The sequence below is a fragment of the Singulisphaera sp. GP187 genome (genome assembly GCF_900129635.1).
Classification (GTDB): domain Bacteria; phylum Planctomycetota; class Planctomycetia; order Isosphaerales; family Isosphaeraceae; genus Singulisphaera.
Genome location: NZ_FSRB01000001.1, coordinates 1,524,215 through 1,542,690, shown reverse-complemented (window position 1 = coordinate 1,542,690; position 18,476 = coordinate 1,524,215). Strand labels below are relative to the sequence as shown.

The window sequence follows — 18,476 nt, the reverse complement described above, 5'->3', positions numbered from 1 at the left end:
AGAAACCGCTCTCGCTCTGATTATGGCACGGCCCCCCTCGACCTGTCATCCTCCGTCTCGCGGCGGGCGGCTATCGCGACGCATGGCCGCGATGGATCCGCTTCGTCCCGTGGGTCCCCCGGATTGCGTTGGCGTCTTGAGGACGTGCGGCGTCGAGAGCGTGGACGATGCGATCGGCCGCCCGGTCCGACGCTCCCGGCACGGCAACGCGGTCGCGCAAGGCCTCAAGGGCCGAGACCGCCTGCTCGCGTTTGGCCGGGTCACTCAGCCACGACTCGGCCCATTTTGCCAGATCGCCCGAAACATCCTGCGCCGTCAGATACTCGGGCATGACCTCGGCGTCGGCCAGTAGGTTCACCAGGCTGATGAACTTCGACTTGATGAACTTGCGGGCGACCCAGAGGTCGAACGGTCGGATCTTGTAGAGGACGACCGACGGCAAGGCCTCGACCATCAGCTCGAGGCCCACCGAACCCGAGACCGCCCAGGCGACGTCGGCCAGGCGAATCAATTCGGGGGTCCGCGCCGCATGGATCACCAGCGGGAGTTCGAGCTTTTCCTGGGCCAAGATCTCCCGGGCCAGCTCTTGGTGCTTCTCGTGCAGGCAGGCCACCGCAAACCGAGCGTCGGGGCGGACAGCCGCCAGTTTTGCCGCAGCGCGTAGCATGATCGGCAAGTTCCGAACCAGTTCCTGGGTCCGGGAGCCGGGCAAGATCGCCACCAGCGGAGTCGCCTTCGCTTCCTCGTCCTGGATGAAGGCGGGGTCGAGGGTCCGCTCGGTGAGTTCGTCGAAGTAAGGGTGGCCGATATAAACCGCGTCCGGGACGCCGCGCGCCTGATACCAGGCTGGCTCGAACGGCAGACTGCAGAGGACGTGATCGACGAACTTGCGGACCTTCTTCACACGCCAGCCGGCCCAGGCCCAGAGCTGGGGTGGAACGTAATAAAAGACCGGAATCCCTCGAGCCTTGGCGCGTCGAGCGACCCACCAGTGAAACCCCGGGTAGTCGATCAAGATGACCGCGTCAGGCTTCTCCTTGAGGAAGTACTGGTCGGCCACGTACAGGAGGCGGAAGAACTTGTGGATATTGAGCAACACCCGGCCGAACCACATCACCGCCAGGGTCACGAGGGGATAGAGAAGCGTCGCACCCGCCTTCTCCATCCGGTCCCCTCCAAAGCCGACGAACTCGGCCTGGGGGAGACGCCGCCTGAGCGAATGGATCAGATTAGCGGCGTGCAGATCTCCGCTCGGTTCACCGGCAGAAAGGAAAATCCGCATTGGTGGGGCTCACGTCCATGAAGTTGAGAGAAACCTGGATCCTTCCCGGTTCTGTGGAAAGTTACCAGATTCTCAAGAACGCGCGAAGGCGAGCGGGAAACCGACGCCCCCCTTGTCCTTGAGTGACTGCGCACGGGACTCGACCAAACGCCTCGCTCGCCTCAAGAAAACCAGGCTCTCAACCCTCGTCCCGGGAACGAGTCCCATTCAAGAGCGGAGCCTCGTCGACGATCTCGGGAACGTCGGGCAGCCCCAACTCCTTGATGCGACGATAGAGCCGCGGGCGCGAGATTCCTAAAAGCTCAGCGGCACGCGACTTGTTCTGGCGAGCGCGTTGCAGCGTACTCTCGATCAGGCGGCGCTCCACCTGGGTCAACAACTCATCCAACGGAATCGTCGGGGGGGGCAGCGGCGGCGGGTTATAGGCCGCCCCCAGATGCCCGCGGATGGCGGCCGGCAAGTCGTCGGGCTCGATCAGATCGCCGGTCGCCTGTTCGTGAACCTCGTCGATGACTCGAGCCAGCTCGCGCAGATTGCCGGGCCAGTCGTAGGCGAGTAACGCCGAAACGGCCGGTTCGCTGAACCCACCGCGCTGGCGACCGCCGCGTGAGTTGGCCCGTTCCAGGAGGTGTTGCGCCAGGAGCGGGATCTCCTCAAGGCGCTCGCGGAGCGGACGCAAGCGGATGACGAGGGTGGTCAACGCATAGTAAAGGTCGGAACGAAGCCGCTCGGATTGAAGCGCGGCTTCAGGATCACCGGACGTCATGGCCAATAACCGGACATGCGGGTCAAGCGAGGCCACGAGCCGGCTTTGCAGGTCGCGGGGCAAGTCAAGGATGTCGCCGATCATGAGCGACGAACCTTCGGGCAGACTCAACCGTGCGGTCATTTCGCCCCCGAACAGTTCCCGCTCGAGGACCTCAGCGGGCAACGAGGCACAGTCGATCGGCAAGATCGGGGCCTGTCGGCGAGCGCTCTGATGATGGATCGTCCGAGCGACGGTCCGCTTTCCGGTTCCGGGCTCGCCCACGACCAGCACGGGCACGGACGTCGCGGCGGCGGTCGCGATCTGGTCGAGGAGTCGGCGATGAACCGGCCCCGCGCCGATCAGACTATCAAAGCCGTGCCGCTGCTGGAGCCGCTCGCGGATCTGCAACAGGTCGGTCCGAAGGCGTTGCGACTCAGCGTCGGAATTGCCGGACGGCGCGTCGGACGAACCGACCAGACCGAACAGTCCGACCAACGTTCCGCGCTCGTCATGGAACGGCCGAAATTCGATTCGCCTCCATCGTCGCTCGCCGCTCGAATGGATGATCAAGGTCCGCACCGACGCAGGCTGTCCGCCAAGTGCCTCGGGAGGGGGGAAGAAACTGCCCACCAGCCCGGGAAGATCGCCCGCCCGCGTCGGACCGTGAGCCCGGCAGGTGAGCCCGGCGACCTCCTCAGCCGAGGAGCCGGTCAACTCCTCCCAGGCCCGATTGACCCAGGCCAACCGTAGGTCGGCGGTCAGCCAGAAGAGGGGTTCTTGAACATGCAGCCAGAGGCTTTCGAGCCGAGTACTCGGGTTGCGCAGAGACGCCATGAGGTCGATTGATTACCCTGGAACCAGGATGACGAGTGACCTAACGAAATCCAAGATGGACCTCCCTCGGACCGAAGGCAAGAGAAAACCATGTTCCCCGGAAAGTTCCGCTTGGCCATCGCGCTTGACGGTGGAACGACCAACACCCGAGCCCGGCTCCTCCGTGACGGCCAGGTCGTGGCCACCAGCCGTCGCTCGGTAGGCGTGCGTGACTCGGTACTCTCCGCGGGTCGAACCGGCCTGGCGATGGCGGTCCGGGACGCCCTGGCCGAAGTCGTTCGCGCCGCGGACGGCCACGCGCCGGAGGTGATCGTCGCGGCGGGCATGCTCTCCTCCGAGGTGGGCTTGGCCGCCGTACCTCATGTCCTTGCCCCCGCCGGGCCCCGAGAACTCGCTCGAGCCGCGGTCGTTCGCCACCTCCCCGAGGTTGCCGACCAGCCGATCCTGTTCATTCCCGGAGTGCGGACACCCCCCTCCGAGGGACGGGACGGCTGGGCGGATGCCGATTTGATGCGCGGTGAGGAATGCGAAACGCTCGGCGCTTGGTCGCTCTTCTCCGAATCGGATCGGCAAGCCGGACGCGGCGAATCCATCCCCGTGACCGCCAACACGTCGCGCACCGTCTTCCTCTGGCCAGGGTCGCACACCAAGGCCGTTGAGGTGGACGCGGAGGGGCGGATCCTCCGCAGTTACACCTCGCTTGCGGGCGAGTTAACCGGCGCTCTGGCCGGCCATACCCTGCTCGCGGCCAGCCTCCCGGAGCACTTGCCCGACGACCCTGACCTCGACGCCGTCGCGGCGGGAGCGCGGCTGGTGACACGCTCCGGGCTCGGCCGCGCGGCGTTCCTCGTTCGGATTGCCGCACTCGGCGGGGCGCTCGACGCTCACGAGCGCGCCTCCTTCTTGGTGGGCGCGGTCATCGCCGACGATGTGGCTAACCTGGTGAGGCAGCCAATCCTCGACGCACCGGCCCGAATCTGGGTCGGTGGCCGCCAGCCCCAGCGCTCGCTCTACGCCCGCTGGCTTCGCGAACAGCTCGAGGCGCCGGTCCTCGAGCTCGACGACGATGTCGCGAACCGGGCGTCGGCCATGGGTGCGCTGGCCGTCGCCGCCCATCATCGTGACGAAGAGTTGAGATGAGGCCGTCGTGCACATGACGGCCGGAAGGGATCCGATCCCACCTTTTAATGATTGAACCGGCTCCAGGACCAGACGACCTGACCGAGGATGACGCCGCTGGCCAAGCTGTGGACCTCTACCGGAACCAACGGGTGTTCACGACTCAACTGGTTCGGGCGGAGAAGCAGGTGCCGCCCGCTCAGGTCGAGCCAGCGGATCATCGGCACATCTTCCGGGCAGGCGGCGACGATCTTGCCTTGGAGCAGGAGCGGGTCGGTCACCGACCGGTCGATTGCCACGAGTGAGCCGCTCGGCAAAACAGGGGCCATCGCGTCATCATCGAGCTGGACCGCCACCGTATCGGCCGGATTGGGAATCCAGTGGCGAAAGGCCATGATGTACCCATCAGCACGCGAGAAATCCACGCTCTTTTTCGCCAGCTCCTTGAGCGGGATGCGGTTGACCGCGGCGTAGTCGGAAAGAACGTCGCCGGGAATGTTCTCGGGGGCGACCACACGGATCTCGCTCGGCTCTTGTTCGAGCCGTTCCAACCCCCGGCGGATCAACTCGATGGGGGCCAGGTCGGAGAGATCCACACTATCGAATCCACGCTGATATTTTGAACCCTCACCTGCCAGGAGCCAGGTTGGGTTGGTGCCCGTCTGCTCGATGAACCCGAGCAGCACTTCGGCCGGAACCGTCACTCCGGTCTCATAGTTGTACCAGGTCCGCGCGGGCAGCCCGAGTCGGCGAGCCAACTCCGGGCCACCGTGCTCACCGAACAATTCCTGGCGAACTTCGCGGAGCCGGCGCGACAGCGAGGCTTTGACGTTGACACGTATTTTCGGTGTTTTTTTGCGAGCCACAACGCTCAATCCCGCGAACGGAACCCCCCCGGTGCCGCTTCACATGGTGATGGACACGAAGACGTTGCGTCAAGCAAATCCGCCAGAATTGAACCGTCGGCCCGGTGGCTCAGAGCGCCCCTGCCGTCCGCTTCGTTTCTTTGGCCAGATTCATCTTAATCGATTCACGCCTAAGGAGAGTCAAACTAGCAAACAAAACGGCCGAGGTCACTCCGGGGAGGTGACTCGGCCATCTAATGCGTCTTGATGTAGTCGACGCGCATCAATACGCTATAATCGTGTTTCGATTTCTCACCATCCGTTGATTAAGCACAACGAACGCCAAGAAACACCGAAACTCGCTTAAAAAATACCGAGGGTATCGCGGGCATCGTCGGACATCCGGTCGGGCGACCAGGGGGGGGACATGACGAGCTTCACGTTCGCCTTGGTGACGCCCTCCAGGAGTTCGATCGCGGTCACGGCATTGCGAAGGATCTCGGGGCCGGCCGGGCAGGCGGGGGAAGTCAGCGTCATTTCGACGTCGATGACGTCTTCTTTGGTCTGGACGGTGTAGACCAGTCCCAGGTCGACGATGTTGACGTTGAGTTCGGGGTCCTTGACGGTGCGCAGCGCGGTCAGGATCGCTTCTTGGTCGAGCATTATGGAGTCATCTCCCATGGATTTGGATCGGGCGCGGACCGGGTTCAATCAATCCTCAATCGCAACGAGGATCTCGTCGCCCCGGACTTCGACCTGATGAGCCGTGACCGGCTCGATGGCCGGGAAGCAGAGGGCCTGACCGGTCCGGACGTCGAAACGGGCGCCATGCCGGGGGCAGCGAATCTCGCACCCTTCAAAATCCCCTTCGGCCAGGGGGCCACCATCGTGGGTGCAGACGTCGTCGATGGCGTAATAGGTGCCTTCATAGTTGAAAACGGCAATCGCACGTCCATCGATCTCGGCGAGCAGCTTGCCGCCGGGAGGGATCTCGGAGCGTGTAGCCACCCTGACGAACTCCGCCATCGGTCGCAGACCTTTCATTCGGGAGCGTTTGGTTTCGAGTCGATTTCTGCCCCGGCTTCGGGGGCAAGGGTCAAGGACCGCGCCATCGCGGCGCGGGTGACTTCCGCTTTCAAGCGTCTGAGGACGCCGCTCAGGCCGCGGACCCGGAGCATCCCCAGGATCTCGGGCAAGCCGATCTGCTCGATCAGGCTGTCGCGAACCTGGAGGATCTCTTCGATGGTGGCGCCGTTGAGGCCCTCCACCAGGATCGCGACGAAGCCACGGACCGTCGGCGCTTCGATCGGCGCATCGGCATGGATCGCCACCCGGTCCTGCTCGAGCTCGACGAACAGGAAGACCGGCGATTGACATTCCTCCACCCGATGCGCCGCGTCCTTATGCTCGGCGAGACGATCGGGCAGAGCGGGTAGGTTTCTGGCGAAATCAATCAGGAGCTCGATCCGCTCCTGGCGGTCGGCCTCGCTCAGTTCCGAGACGATCGCGTCGAGTGTGGCGGGCATAGGACGACCTCAGGCCCCCTTGGCGATCGGTGCGCGAACGAGGTTGCCCCACTCGCACCACGATCCGTCATAGTTGCGAACCTTGGCATATCCGAGTAAGTAGGTGAGCACGAACCAGGTCAAGCTCGACCGCTCGCCGATCCGGCAGTAGGCGACGATGTCGTCGGTCGACTTCAGGCTGACCTCGCCCTCGTAAATCGCCCTCAGCTCGTCGGCCGTTTTGAACGTGCCGTCGTCGTTGACCGCGCGGTTCCAGGGGACGCTCACCGCCCCTGGGATGTGGCCGCCACGGAGCGACCCTTCCTGGGGATAGTCCTCCATGTGCGTCTTCTCGCCGGTGAACTCCTTGGGACTCCGGACGTCGAGCAACGGCTTCCCCGACCTGACATGGTCCATCACGGCGTCGCGAAACACCCGGATCTGCTCCTCATTGCCCGGCTGCAACTTGTAGTCGGTGGGCGGATACTGAGGCACTTCGGTCGTGACCGGTCGGTTCTGGTCGGACCAGAGCTTGCGGCCGCCGTTCATGATCCGGCAGTCCTGATGACCGAAAAGCTTGAACGCCCAGAAGGCGTAACAGGCCCACCAGTTCGACTTGTCGCCGTAGAAGACGACCGTCGTGTCATTGGCGATGCCCGACCGCGCGCAGATCGCGGCGAACTTCTCGGGGTTGATGTAGTCGCGAATGATCTGGTCCTGGAGATCCCCCTGCCAGTCGATCTTGACCGCGCCCGGGACGTGGCCCATGTCATAGAGCAGGACGTCCTCGTCGCTCTCGACGATCCGTACCTTGGGATCGTTGCGGTGCGCCTCGACCCAGTCGGCCGAGACAAGAACTTCGGGATGGACGTACGGTTCTCCCATGGCGGGACGGGCTCCAAATGAAAAAGTGGGGATCAAGTAGATTTGCAATCGTGATTGCAACCGACGGCCCGAGCCGGCCGTCAGGTCAAGCCGACTCGCCGCCGCCACCGAGTTGCAACTTCTCGGCAACCGCCTTCGTCAACGTCTCGCGGACCGGTTCCAGGGTGATCCGATCGTACACGTTGGCGAAGAAGCCCTCGACGATCAGTCGGATCGCCGTCTCCCGGTCGATGCCGCGTGCCTGGGCATAGAAGATCATGTCTTCATCAACCCGGCCCGCCGTGGCACCATGGGTACAGCGCACGTCGTTGGCCTCGATCTCCAGTCCAGGAATCGAGTCGGCGCGGGCGCCGTCGGAGAGCACCAGATTGTCGTTCTTCTGGTACGCGTTGGTCTGCTGGGCGTCCTTCTCGACCCGAATCATCCCCTTCCAGACGATCCGCGACTTTTCACGGAGCCCCCCCTTGTACAGGAGGTCGCTCGTGGTGTTCGGAGCCTGGTGGTCCTGACGCGTGAAATAAGCGAGATGCTGACGTCCCGTCGTGAACATAACGCCATTGACCTGGGCCTTCGACCCTCGGCCGGCGAGCGCCACTTCCTGGTTGACCTTCGCCAACCGCGATCCGAGTCCGCCCACCGTCCACTGCAGGCCGGCGTCGACTCCGACCAAGGCGCGTTCCCGGCTGAAGTGCCAGGTGCCGGCATCCCAGTTCTGGATATTGACGAACCGGAGCTTGGCTTCGCGACCCACGACCAGCTCGACTGCGCCCACGTGCAAACCAGGGGCGTCGGATCGCTCTCGTCCCGTGGATTCGCGAACGAACGAGGCTTCGGCCCCGTCTTCGAGCACGATCAGGGTGTGGTCGAAGTCGACCCGCCCTTCCTTGGCGAGACCGATCAGGCTGAACAAGGGGGCTTCAACCTTCACTCCCTTGGGCACATAAAGCAGTGTGCCACCGGTCCAGAAGGCCGCGTGCAACGCGGAAAAGGCGTCTTCGCGGGGTGAGACGACGTCCGTCAGGAGCCAGCGTTTGAGCACTTCCGGATGGTCTTTAACCGCCTGAGCCAGATCCATCAGGATCGCCCCGCCCAGCTTCGCGGGATCGGGCCGGCGGGTGACGGTCGCGTTGACCTGCTCGATGCCGGTCGCGTAGTGGGTGCTCAGCGTCTGCCAGACGGGATCGATCGCAGCGCGGGCCTCGGCACTCGGCGTTTGGAGCGGGGGCGGACCGAACGCATCGAGCTTGAGCGCTCGAATATCGGTGCGTCGCCATTCCTCGTCGCGCGAGGTGGGGAGCGGGGTCGAGCGGAAGCACTCGAACGCTTCGCGGCGGCGATCCTGAAGCCATTTCGGCTCGTCGCGTTGTTTCAGGAACGCCTCAAAGGCGGCTTCGGTGAATCCGCCCGTGGCGAGGGATGGGCTGGTTGCGGATGCGCTGCTCATCGTAAGGGTGGATCTCGGACGAAGGTTCGAGGCAGGGCGCAGCGTGCCCCGGCAAGCTACGGCTACTGAGTCCAGGGCATGCTGCGTTTGCCCCGGTCACCCGACGACAGCCGGACCGCGCGATGAAACCATGTCATCGAGCGGTCCTTGGGTCGTCGAGAGCCCGACACTCACACGGTGATTAACCGACCGACCCTTCCATTTGAAGCTGGATCAGCTTGTTCATCTCGACGGCGTACTCCATCGGCAGCTCTTTGACGAGCGGCTCGATGAACCCGCTGACGATCAGGGTGGACGCTTCGGCTTCGCTGAGGCCTCGGCTCTTGAGGTAGAAGAGCTGCTCCTCGCCGATCTTGGAGACGCTGGCCTCGTGGCCGATCTTGACGTCGTCCTCGTCGATCTCGATGTAGGGGTAGGTGTCGGACCGGCTCTGGGGATCGAGGATCAGGGCGTCGCAAACGACGTTCGACTTCGAGCCTTTGGCGCCGTTGATCACCTTGAGGAGACCACGGTAGCTGGCTCGTCCGCCGTTCTTACTGATGCTCTTGGAGATGATCCGCGAGCTCGTGTAAGGTGCGCCATGGACGACCTTGCCACCGGCGTCCTGATGCTGCCCCTTGCCGGCGAACGCGATCGAGAGGATCTCACCACGCGCCCCCTTGCCCATCATGTAGACGGCCGGGTACTTCATCGTCAGGCGGCTGCCGAGGTTGCCGTCGACCCACTCCATCAGGGCGTCCTCGTGGGCGACCGCACGCTTGGTCACGAGGTTGTAGATGTTGCTCGCCCAGTTCTGGATCGTCGTGTAGCGGCAGCGCCCGCCCTTCTTGACGATGATCTCGACGACGGCCGAGTGCAGGCTCTCGGTCGTGTACATCGGGGCGGTACACCCTTCGACGTAGTGGACCTGCGCCCCTTCTTCGACCACGATCAAGGTGCGCTCGAACTGACCCATGTTCTCGGCATTGATCCGGAAATAGGCCTGGAGCGGGATGTCGACCTTGACGCCGGCCGGGATGTAGACGAACGAGCCGCCCGACCAGACCGCCGAGTTCAAGGCGGCGAACTTGTTGTCGTGGATCGGGATGACCGTGCCCAAGTACTGCTTGACCAGGTCGGGATACTCGCGGAGCGCCGTGTCGGTATCGACGAAGATGACCCCCTTCTTCTGGAGGTCTTCGCGGAGGCTGTGATAAACAACCTCCGACTCGTACTGGGCACCGACGCCGGCCAGGAACTTCCGTTCCGCTTCGGGAATCCCCAGCTTCTCGAACGTGTTTTTGATGTCGGACGGCACGTCGTCCCAGGTCTTCCCCTGGCGATCGGCCGCCTTCATGTAGTAATGAATATCGTCGAAATTGAGGCTGGCAAGGTCGCCGCCCCAGGTCGGCGTCGGCTTCGACCAGAAGACCTCGAGGGCCTTGAGGCGGAAGTCGCGCATCCACTGGGGTTCGCTCTTCATCTCGGAGATCTGGTGAACGACCTCGCGATTGAGCCCCTTACCGCTCTTGAACGAGTAATTATCATCCGAGTCGCGAAACCCGAACTTGTACTCGTCCTTGATTCCTTGCACCTGCCCGCTCAGATCAGTCGCCATCGCGTCACTTCCTTCCTCAGGAGGTCGGGTCGGGCTCAGAAGGTCAGTTGACCGGACGGTGAGGCGTGTTGCTCCATCTCGTCCTCGTCCTTGGCCGCCTCGGGATACTTGGCGCGGACCCAGTCGTAGCCTTCACGCTCGAGGAGATCCACCAATTCCGGACCGCCGTTTTCCACGATCCGACCGCCGAAGAGGATATGGACGAAGCCAGGTTTGATGTAATTCAAGATCCGTTGATAGTGGGTGATGACCAGGATGCCGGTCGAAACCTTCGCCGCGACCTTGTTGACCCCTTCGGAGACAACCCGCACCGCGTCGATGTCGAGTCCGCTATCGGTCTCGTCGAGAATGGCGAAGGCGGGGCGGAGCATGGCGAGCTGAAGCACTTCGGCCCGCTTCTTTTCGCCGCCGGAGAACCCTTCGTTGAGGTAGCGGCGGGCGAACTCGGGGTCCATGCCCAGTTCGTCCATCTGCTCGCGGAGCTCCTTGCGGAACTCACGCATCGAGATCAGCTCCTCCCCTTCCTTGCGGTCGGGATTGCGAACGTTGCTGACCGCGTGACGGAGGAAGTTGGCCACCGTGACGCCAGGGATCGACGTCGGGTACTGGAAAGCGAGGAAGAGGCCCGCCTTGGCGCGCTCGTCCGCCTCCATCTCGAGGATGTCCTGGCCGTCGAGCGTTGCCGTGCCCTCCGTCACCTCGTAATTCGGGTGACCCATCAGGGCGTAGCTCAAGGTGCTCTTACCCGAACCGTTCGGTCCCATCAAGGCATGAACTTCGCCTTGGCGGATCGTGAGGTCGACCCCCTTGAGGATCTCCTTGCCGTCGATCGCGACGTGAAGGTTGCTGATCTGAAGAACCTTGCTCATTACGCTCCTGCCCTGTTGGGACCGGCTCGAGGTGCCCCTCCCGCTGGTCCGGTCATCTCGTCTCGTTCGCTGAAAACCGGTTGATTCGATAAAAGGTCTCAGACGGCCTGGGCCGCCGCCGCGAGTATCTCGGGCTTTGCCTCGAAGTCGCACGAGCGATGGCCGTCGAGCCGGCATTGGCTCAGACGAAGCCCTCGACCCACGACCTTCTCGAACATCTTGCGCTCCATGGCGCAAACCGCCCGATCCACCGCGGCCAATTCAAAGTAGGGGCATGAGTGCTGTTTCAGCACCGAATTCCGCCCCCCTCCCGACAACGTCACTTCGGTTTCGACCCCGCGGTCGTGGAGAATGGTGCCGAGCTGCACGAGCCGCCCCTCCCACTCATCCCCGGTAACCTGGGATCGATAGAGCTCGGCCAGCCGCTCGGTGATTCGGCCAAAGAGGAAGCGACGAAGCTTTCGGTCCTCGACCGTCCGCATCATTTCATCCCAGAGCACCACGGCCAGGTCGGCATAATTCTGCCCGAGCCGCTTGTGGGCCTCGACACTCGCCTCGTAAACGTGGCGAGGGCGACCACGCCCCCCATGCTCGAGGCGCCGCTCGACCATCCCGGAGCCGATCAGCCGCGTGAGGCGGTTCCGAATCGCCGTCGGCGTCACTCCCTGACGGGCCGCCATCTCGGCGATCGTCAGGGGACCGTGCCTGCGAATCGAATCCAGGAGCGAGCGATCCGCAGCTTCGATCATCGCCACCCCCCTCTCGTCTGGATAAAGCCTGAGCGCCCCGCTGAGTTGACCGGACGCGCCGGACACCTCCTCAACGGCAGATTCACTTGGATTGTAAGGGGCGACCCTCACAACGTCCATCAGAGAGCCCTATTTTTCGCAAATTTTCTTGCGAAAAGCCTCGGGCAATGCGAAGCGAGAGGCCGACTCAGTTCAGGCGGGGAGTGGTCGCTTTGATGCGTGACCACGAGAATCAGGCGGAAACGGAAATGCACAATGGACCGCCCGATCCCTAGCCACTTCCGAGCGGGAAGTGGGGAAGGCGGGAGGTCCAATGTCGTCAACAGGGGAAAAAGGCGAGGCGAGCCGGCTCGGCCTTAAAGGCCGACGCCACCCAGGTGCTTCTGCTTCCTGGGGTTGCGGACGCCGTGCCGCTTCGGCCGCCGCCCCTTGGCGATGGGCGAGCTATCGGCTTTTTTTCGCCACTTATAGCTTTTGCGATGCTTGGTCTTGGCTTTCATAACGCCGAACAACTCCCAAACGGATCAAGGCGATTTCTTCAGATGGAGCGTATTATTGCGGTTAAGTCGGTCAGAATTCAAGCGGAGTTCGCCGAGTCCGCGAGAATTGCACGAAGCCGGCCGGGGTGAGCGCAACGGCTCGAGGCGGTTTTCTTGCCGGTTTTCGGGCCAGTTCGGCTCGGAAGCGACGTCCAAATCAACGGCGAGATTACGTTCTCAAAGCAGGGGTAATTCCCCGCTGCGGGAGAACGAACGGCTCACTCTCTCGCCGGCGCTGGCCGTCGACATCGTGAACGAGAACTCGCTTTGACGATCAAAGTGCCATGGGATCACGAGCATGACTCGAGGCGATCTCTCCCTGAAAAGAATCGTGGTGCGTAACCCGATCGCGGCCCGATCGCTTGGAGTGGTAAAGCGCCCGGTCGGCCGCCTCCAGTAACGCTGGGCCCGTGGCCAGGTCGGCCCCCGTGGTTGCGACCCCTGCGCTCACCGTCACGGCCCGTTGGGACCAGGGATGATTCCTGACGGTCATCCGGAGGCGATCGGCCAACTGGGACGCCTCCTCGGCGACCGTGGCCGGCAACAGGACGGTAAACTCTTCGCCCCCGTACCGGGCCACGACGTCATGGTCGCGCGTCTCGCTCCTGAGAATCTCGGCGAGCGTTGCCAGCACGGAATCACCGGCCGGGTGGCCGAATGAGTCGTTGAGCGTCTTGAAGTGGTCGACGTCGAACATCATTAACGAGAGCGGATACCCACAGCGCACGGCGAACGAGCAGGCGGTTGTCAGGGCTTCATCGAAGCAGCGACGGTTCTTCAAACCAGTGAGCCCATCGGTCGTCGCCAACTCCGCGAGTTGGACATTCTTCCGTTCCAACTCCTCCTGCATCGCCACGATCCGCCCGGCAATCCCGACGCGCGCCGCCAGCTCGGCCGGATCCATCGGCTTGGACAGAAAATCGTCGGCCCCGGCGGTCAGGCCGGCGAGCCTGTCTTGCAACCCTTCACGGGCGGTCAAGAGGATGATGTAGATGTACGAGGAATCACCGCGGCCACGGATTCTTCGGCAGAGGTCCAGTCCGTCCAGGCCCGGCATCATCCAGTCGGTGATCACCAGTCGAAACGCGTCGGCTTGCAGTCGCTCCCAGGCTTCCAGGCCGTTCGATGCCACCACGACCTCATGGCCCAATCGCTCCAAGGTTCGACGCAGAAAGAGCGCGGGGGTCGACTCATCATCGGCCACCAAGATTTTCATGAAATTCCCTGGTTCAAGTGATGTTCCAACTGCGAGAGCAACTGCTCCCAGTCGCGGCATGCGAGGACGAGTTCCTCGCGAATGCCTGCCATTTCGCCTTGCTCCCCCAAGGACTCGAGCCGGCTCCAGGATTCGCTGAGACGTTCGGCTCCGACGGTCGAAAAGGTCCCCTTCAAACCATGGGCGGAGCGCGCGACGCTCGCTCCATCCTCGATTCTCGCCGCATCAACCAGTCGTTCGATCGCCGCGGGGACGGTCCGTACGAAGTCCTCAAGCACTTCCCGAGCGAAGTCCGGGTCATCATCACATCGCTCCACGAGGCGATCGAAGCTGAAACCCGCCGAACTCTGAGCGCTTTCGGCTTCGGCTCCCAGCTCATGGAGCACCGGCAAGGCGACGGTTTGCGCACAGACCCGGTGCAGTTCCTCGCGCATCGTCGGGATCGTGACCGGTTTGGACAGGTAGCCGTCGAACCCCACCTCCAAGCAGCGTTCGCGATCCCCTTTCATGGCGTGCGCGGTGAGTGCGATGATCGGGATCTGACGGTCCGCCCCGGGACGTGCTCGAATCGCCGCCAGTGCCGCGAACCCGTCCATCACGGTCATCTGAAGGTCCATGAGGATCACGTCAAACGTATTCTGGTCCAGCGCCTCCACCGCGGCTTGCCCGTTGTCCACCACCGTCACCTGATGCCCCAAGCTTCGCACCATCGCGGACGCGACCTTTTGGTTGACGAGATGATCCTCGGCCAGCAGCACCTCGAGCCGCCGGCCGTCCTGCATTCCGGAGTCACTCGCGGGATCGGCCCCCTTGTCCTCAGCGCCATCGCCAGCGGGCGTACCGGAAATCCCTGAGCGTTGGAGCAAATCCATCAAGGAATTATATAAATCCGACTGTCTGACAGGCTTGGTCAGGCAAGCACTGATGCCAAAATCCTGATAAGTGAGACCGGACTCGTTCCGCGGATCGCCGGAGGTCAGCATCAACATTTCGGGCTGTCCAAACCTTGGGTCGCGCTGCAGCCGTTCGGCAAGCTGGAAACCGTCCATTCCGGGCATCATCTGGTCGAGCAGGACGACCTCGAACGGCAAACCGCGTTCGACCGCTTCCGCCAGGGCGGTCATGGCCGTGAAGCCGTCATCGACCGTCACCGGCAGTGCACCCCAGTGTTTAAGGACTTCCTCAAGGATGAGCCGGTTGGTCCGATTGTCATCGACAACCAGCATCCGCACACCGTTGAGCCAGACCGGATCGGGCGAAGAACGTCCGGGAAGCGCGCCGGCGTGCGCGGGGAATCGGGCGGTGAATCGAAAGATGCTGCCGCCTTCGGGGTTGCCATCAATCCAGATCTGGCCCCCCATCAGCGCCACTAACCGGGAGGAAATGGTCAGACCGAGTCCCGTGCCTCCATATTTCCTGGTGGTTGAGCCGTCCGCCTGCTCGAACGGATCGAAGATGGATCGTCGCTTCTCGACGGGCACACCGATCCCGGTGTCGGCCACGGAAAATTGCAAGGTGATTTCCTGGTCGGTTCGGGAGCGAGCCGCGACGTCGAGCACGACCTCGCCCGCTTCCGTGAACTTGACAGCGTTCCCCACGAGGTTGACGAGCACTTGTCGCAGACGACCTGCGTCGCCCAAGACGACCTGGGGGACGTCGGGAGCAATCCGACAGGCGAGCTCCAGTCCCTTGATGTGGGCACGCAAGGCGAGGCTGCGTGCCGTGTCGGTCACCTCATCCCGAAGGTCGAACGGCGTGGGGTCGAGGTGAAGCTTACCGGCCTCGATCTTCGAAAAATCAAGGATGTCATTAATGACCGAGAGCAGCGAGTCTGCCGACGACTTGACGAGTCCGAGATATTCACGTTGCTTGGTCGTCAGCGACGTCTCGAGCGTTAACTCCGTCATGCCGACGATCCCGTTCATGGGGGTTCGGATCTCGTGGCTCATATTGGCCAGAAACTCACTCTTGACCCGATTGGCGGTATCCGCCTCCTTGTGGGCCTGAACCAGATCCGCCTCGGTCTGACGCCGGCGTTTCATCTCACGAGCGACCAACTGATGGGACGCGAACAGCAGCCAGAGGCTGACCAGCAGCCCGATCACCAGAGCCGTGACCGCCAAACGAGCGCTGAACTCTGCCTGATCGGACTCGAGTTCCAGCCGCTTTTCCTGTTCGGACCGAAGCGAGGCGGCCTCGGCACGGATCTGCCTCATCATGGTACGTCCACGGTCGGTCAGGACGACTCGTAACGCTTCGTCCAGGCCCTGCTCTCGGCGGATATCAATCGTCGCCTGCAACTCGGCAAGCTTTTCGGCCGCCATCGCTTGCAACCGACGAATGCCTTGCTCGGAGCTCGGCTTCGGGCCAAGGAGCTGGTCGATTCGGGCGAACTCGCGGCCCAGCTTCTCCGACGCGTCATGATAGGGATCAAGATAGTAGGGTCGGCCGGTGAGCAGAAACCCGCGCTGGCCGGTCTCGGCGTCCTTGAGCAAGGAGAAGACTTGTTCGAGACTCAGGAGGACCTGATAAGCCCGGTCGACGCGTCGGGCGGTTTTGATCGATCCCGAAAGGGCAAGGTAAGCGCCAAGGCTGATCGCGATCAAGACGCCCAAGGCCAGAATGAACTGCCAGGCAAGTTTGTTTTCTAAGCGCCGACTCATCACCATACCCCGAGATCGTAAGACTTCGCCGACTCAATCTTCCGGACGAGAATCCACACAAAGGTCAATCCATCACGAACCCCAACGCCAAAGGGAATGACGCGAGACGGTGAGCCACCGGGATGAGGGCAGACAAACGGTTTCCTCAGACGTTTGACCGGGTCGAACAGTTCACCGGTACGGCTTAACATCTTTTAACAATGCCGGAGTCTGGCGATCCTCACGGAGTCACTAGTACTCTAGATCACGTTTTAGAAAGCTCGACAAATGCCCTGCCCTGGGCGGCATGCGCGGTGGCGGCCGGTCGCCACCAGAAACGCGTTCCCTGGTTCTCCGTTGAGGGGCGCAGTCCGAGGCCGCGCAGACAAACCGATCGACCAAGCTGAGCGGACGGACCTGCCACGGCCAAGAATCCGTGCTCGGGTCGAAGGCGGGATCGAGGAGTGAGTCGCTCGTGAGTGCGAAGACGGCTTGGAGAGATCCGGCCCGGCCGTACCTTCACTGAGAGCGTGTGTGTGAGGAGGTGTCTTGTGGGGTGGGTACAAGCTCGGAGGCCTGGGACACAGTCGGTCTGACGACGCCGGAAAGCGGACGAGGCGTCCGCATTCCGGGACTTCAGAGCAAGGCAGCCGAGGTGGTTATCCGCGGTTATTTCCTGGCCGCGAGGGGCCCCTTGGGTGTCGCCATGCTGGTGGTGACATTCTCCCCCGGTCGGCTCATGACCTTGAGTAGGTAAACCTGACTCGGCGGGCTCTCGTGGCCCTGAGCATCCACGGCTCGAGCGTGGAAGCGGTACACCCCATTGGCCAGAGGCGTCCCGATCGTGACGCGGTAGTTGCCCGTGGTGGGGTCGACGACCGACTGGCCGTATACGGTGCCTTGATCGTCAATGATCTGGACCCGCACGCCGTTACTATTGAAACCACCGCCGGTGTTGCCGGCGAAATCTCCCACCGTCGAGCCAGCGCCGTAGGTCCCGACAAATTGCGGTTGGCGGAGGGTGGTCTTACCGATCCCGTTCGACACGCGCGTGCCGTCCTGCAAGGCGAGTTCAGGAGCGGGCGGGCGCTGGATCGGTCGCCCCACGCCAAGAATCGTCTGAAGTACGAGCGAATAGTCGTTTGTCGTCAGGAAGACCGGCTGCGGACTCTGCGAGGAGGCGCGGGCAAGGTCGTTCATGTCCTGGGTGAGGTTAGCGACCTGCTGGGCGGTCGCCCCCGTGCTCCCCACAACCCGCTGGAACGCATGACTCAAAGTCTTGGCGTCGGGGACGCTCAGGCTGGCGTTCGGGATAATGTCCTGGAGCGTCGAGTTGAACGCTTCGAGCGTCGCCGGGTTCGGCCTGTGCAGCCGGCCCGCGATGGACAGGAGGTCGTCCTGAAGCTGTCGGACCGTCGCGTCCGGCAGAAAACGGTTGGGTTGCAACTGTCTGAGATAGAACGGGAGGTGCTCGATCCGCAGTTCCTTCTGTTGGAACGTAACCGGGACCTCCTGCGCCACGTTGGCCTGAGCGGTATTGGCCGTGCCGAAAACGCTCAGCATGGCGCGCCCTTCCAGCCCTTCGGGAGAGGGAACGAATCGGCGGCGGTCCATCGCGCGGATCTCCTTCGGGCACCGAGAGAAGGGAACATCAGACGAGGCTCGGCGAGACGCCTGTCTGGAGCCAACGGCCGTCGAATGTCGGCAGTTCAGCTTGGAGGAGAACTCAAGAGATTTGAAGTCCGGGGTCGTTGTCCCCCTCGACCGGCCCACGTCTTACCAGATCGTCTCAAGTCTGGCCAGCCGATTTCCGATGCCCGGCGATTGTTTCTTCGCCACGTCGACCGGCAACGAGGATCGGAAGCGCTCCCACCCCGGCGCTCGTTAGCTCCCTCGGCTTTCGGCTTCGAGCAGACGCTCGAACAGAACCGGGTTGATCACGCCTTTGAAGCGAACCTTGCCGTCGACCTCCACCACGGGAACCTCGATGTTGAATCGCTCCCTCAAGGCCGGATCGCCGTCGATGTCGACCGCCTCCAGGGCAAATTGAAGGCGACGCTGATAGTCCTTCAACAAGTCGAGCGCCTTGTGACAACAGCCACATTGGTCGCGCGTATAGAGCCTGATCCGGAGATGGGCCACGTTGGGTCTGAACCGCGGTCGCCGCCAGCGTGCGAGAAGAGAAAGCATCGGAACAGGACC

17 protein-coding genes are annotated in these 18,476 nt (G+C 62.9%); 1 reads left to right on the top strand and 16 read right to left on the bottom strand.

The window, feature by feature from the left end; all coding sequences use genetic code 11:
- Positions 1-70 precede the first annotated feature (70 nt).
- Both lpxB and BUS42_RS06045 read right to left on the bottom strand, forming a co-directional pair.
- The gene (gene lpxB, locus BUS42_RS06050) at positions 71-1,282 is read right to left on the bottom strand and encodes a lipid-A-disaccharide synthase (protein WP_074306135.1); all 1,212 of its coding nucleotides are present in this window, start codon (positions 1,280-1,282) and stop codon (positions 71-73) included.
- 178 nt (positions 1,283-1,460) lie between these two features.
- Complete coding sequence (locus BUS42_RS06045) at positions 1,461-2,864, bottom strand: sigma 54-interacting transcriptional regulator (protein ID WP_074306133.1); 1,404 nt, start codon at positions 2,862-2,864, stop codon at positions 1,461-1,463.
- 90 nt (positions 2,865-2,954) lie between these two features.
- On the opposite strand from BUS42_RS06045, the gene BUS42_RS06040 reads away from it, so the two are divergent.
- Positions 2,955-4,004 carry a 2-dehydro-3-deoxygalactonokinase gene (locus BUS42_RS06040; RefSeq protein WP_074306130.1) on the top strand — a complete coding sequence of 350 codons (1,050 nt, stop codon included), beginning with the start codon at positions 2,955-2,957 and terminating at the stop codon, positions 4,002-4,004.
- Between the two features lie 44 nt (positions 4,005-4,048).
- Here BUS42_RS06040 and BUS42_RS06035 read toward each other — a convergent pair whose 3' ends face one another.
- The 14 genes from BUS42_RS06035 to BUS42_RS05975 all read right to left on the bottom strand — a co-directional run bounded on the left by BUS42_RS06035 (position 4,049) and on the right by BUS42_RS05975 (position 18,464).
- Positions 4,049-4,849 carry an XRE family transcriptional regulator gene (locus BUS42_RS06035; RefSeq protein WP_074306128.1) on the bottom strand — a complete coding sequence of 267 codons (801 nt, stop codon included), beginning with the start codon at positions 4,847-4,849 and terminating at the stop codon, positions 4,049-4,051.
- Between the two features lie 342 nt (positions 4,850-5,191).
- On the bottom strand, positions 5,192-5,491 hold the full coding sequence (locus BUS42_RS06030; protein ID WP_074306126.1) for a metal-sulfur cluster assembly factor: 300 nt from the start codon (positions 5,489-5,491) through the stop codon (positions 5,192-5,194).
- Between the two features lie 48 nt (positions 5,492-5,539).
- Positions 5,540-5,854, bottom strand: coding sequence for a non-heme iron oxygenase ferredoxin subunit (locus BUS42_RS06025; protein ID WP_074310745.1), 315 nt, complete (start codon positions 5,852-5,854; stop codon positions 5,540-5,542).
- 14 nt (positions 5,855-5,868) lie between these two features.
- Complete coding sequence (locus BUS42_RS06020; RefSeq protein ID WP_074306124.1) at positions 5,869-6,354, bottom strand: SufE family protein; 486 nt, start codon at positions 6,352-6,354, stop codon at positions 5,869-5,871.
- Positions 6,355-6,363: 9 nt separating this feature from the next.
- On the bottom strand, positions 6,364-7,218 hold the full coding sequence (locus tag BUS42_RS06015; RefSeq protein ID WP_074310743.1) for a sulfurtransferase: 855 nt from the start codon (positions 7,216-7,218) through the stop codon (positions 6,364-6,366).
- 85 nt (positions 7,219-7,303) lie between these two features.
- A complete protein-coding gene (sufD, locus tag BUS42_RS06010) occupies positions 7,304-8,662 on the bottom strand; it encodes a Fe-S cluster assembly protein SufD (protein WP_074306121.1) in 1,359 nt (452 codons plus the stop codon).
- 181 nt (positions 8,663-8,843) lie between these two features.
- A complete protein-coding gene (gene sufB, locus BUS42_RS06005) occupies positions 8,844-10,259 on the bottom strand; it encodes a Fe-S cluster assembly protein SufB (RefSeq protein ID WP_074306119.1) in 1,416 nt (471 codons plus the stop codon).
- A gap of 35 nt (positions 10,260-10,294) precedes the next feature.
- Positions 10,295-11,128 carry a Fe-S cluster assembly ATPase SufC gene (gene sufC / locus BUS42_RS06000; protein WP_074306117.1) on the bottom strand — a complete coding sequence of 278 codons (834 nt, stop codon included), beginning with the start codon at positions 11,126-11,128 and terminating at the stop codon, positions 10,295-10,297.
- A gap of 98 nt (positions 11,129-11,226) precedes the next feature.
- Positions 11,227-11,877, bottom strand: coding sequence for a helix-turn-helix transcriptional regulator (locus tag BUS42_RS05995; RefSeq protein ID WP_074306115.1), 651 nt, complete (start codon positions 11,875-11,877; stop codon positions 11,227-11,229).
- Positions 11,878-12,233: 356 nt separating this feature from the next.
- Positions 12,234-12,377, bottom strand: coding sequence for a hypothetical protein (locus BUS42_RS44075; protein ID WP_173878237.1), 144 nt, complete (start codon positions 12,375-12,377; stop codon positions 12,234-12,236).
- Positions 12,378-12,690: 313 nt separating this feature from the next.
- Complete coding sequence (locus BUS42_RS05990; protein ID WP_074306113.1) at positions 12,691-13,632, bottom strand: diguanylate cyclase; 942 nt, start codon at positions 13,630-13,632, stop codon at positions 12,691-12,693.
- Positions 13,629-16,295, bottom strand: coding sequence for a response regulator (locus tag BUS42_RS05985; protein ID WP_074310741.1), 2,667 nt, complete (start codon positions 16,293-16,295; stop codon positions 13,629-13,631). The genes BUS42_RS05990 and BUS42_RS05985 overlap by 4 nt, the downstream gene beginning before the upstream one ends.
- A 648-nt stretch (positions 16,296-16,943) precedes the next feature.
- Positions 16,944-17,888, bottom strand: coding sequence for an Ig-like domain-containing protein (locus BUS42_RS05980; protein WP_074306111.1), 945 nt, complete (start codon positions 17,886-17,888; stop codon positions 16,944-16,946).
- Positions 17,889-18,158: 270 nt separating this feature from the next.
- The gene (locus BUS42_RS05975) at positions 18,159-18,464 is read right to left on the bottom strand and encodes a glutaredoxin family protein (protein WP_074306109.1); all 306 of its coding nucleotides are present in this window, start codon (positions 18,462-18,464) and stop codon (positions 18,159-18,161) included.
- Between the last annotated feature and the right edge of the window lie 12 nt (positions 18,465-18,476).

Bases quoted from the DNA above. Each gene is read 5' to 3' on its own strand.
- BUS42_RS06045 (WP_074306133.1), bottom strand. From the start codon at position 2,864: ATGGCGTCTCTGCGCAACCCGAGTACTCGGCTCGAAAGCCTCTGGCTG.
- BUS42_RS06015 (WP_074310743.1), bottom strand. From the start codon at position 7,218: ATGGGAGAACCGTACGTCCATCCCGAAGTTCTTGTCTCGGCCGACTGG.
- BUS42_RS44075 (WP_173878237.1), bottom strand. From the start codon at position 12,377: ATGAAAGCCAAGACCAAGCATCGCAAAAGCTATAAGTGGCGAAAAAAA.
- sufB (WP_074306119.1), bottom strand. From the start codon at position 10,259: ATGGCGACTGATCTGAGCGGGCAGGTGCAAGGAATCAAGGACGAGTAC.
- BUS42_RS05980 (WP_074306111.1), bottom strand. From the start codon at position 17,888: ATGGACCGCCGCCGATTCGTTCCCTCTCCCGAAGGGCTGGAAGGGCGC.
- BUS42_RS06030 (WP_074306126.1), bottom strand. From the start codon at position 5,491: ATGCTCGACCAAGAAGCGATCCTGACCGCGCTGCGCACCGTCAAGGAC.
- BUS42_RS06040 (WP_074306130.1), top strand. From the start codon at position 2,955: ATGTTCCCCGGAAAGTTCCGCTTGGCCATCGCGCTTGACGGTGGAACG.
- BUS42_RS06020 (WP_074306124.1), bottom strand. From the start codon at position 6,354: ATGCCCGCCACACTCGACGCGATCGTCTCGGAACTGAGCGAGGCCGAC.
- lpxB (WP_074306135.1), bottom strand. From the start codon at position 1,282: ATGCGGATTTTCCTTTCTGCCGGTGAACCGAGCGGAGATCTGCACGCC.
- BUS42_RS05995 (WP_074306115.1), bottom strand. From the start codon at position 11,877: ATGATCGAAGCTGCGGATCGCTCGCTCCTGGATTCGATTCGCAGGCAC.
- sufC (WP_074306117.1), bottom strand. From the start codon at position 11,128: ATGAGCAAGGTTCTTCAGATCAGCAACCTTCACGTCGCGATCGACGGC.
- BUS42_RS05985 (WP_074310741.1), bottom strand. From the start codon at position 16,295: ATGAGTCGGCGCTTAGAAAACAAACTTGCCTGGCAGTTCATTCTGGCC.
- BUS42_RS05990 (WP_074306113.1), bottom strand. From the start codon at position 13,632: ATGAAAATCTTGGTGGCCGATGATGAGTCGACCCCCGCGCTCTTTCTG.
- BUS42_RS06025 (WP_074310745.1), bottom strand. From the start codon at position 5,854: ATGGCGGAGTTCGTCAGGGTGGCTACACGCTCCGAGATCCCTCCCGGC.
- sufD (WP_074306121.1), bottom strand. From the start codon at position 8,662: ATGAGCAGCGCATCCGCAACCAGCCCATCCCTCGCCACGGGCGGATTC.
- BUS42_RS05975 (WP_074306109.1), bottom strand. From the start codon at position 18,464: ATGCTTTCTCTTCTCGCACGCTGGCGGCGACCGCGGTTCAGACCCAAC.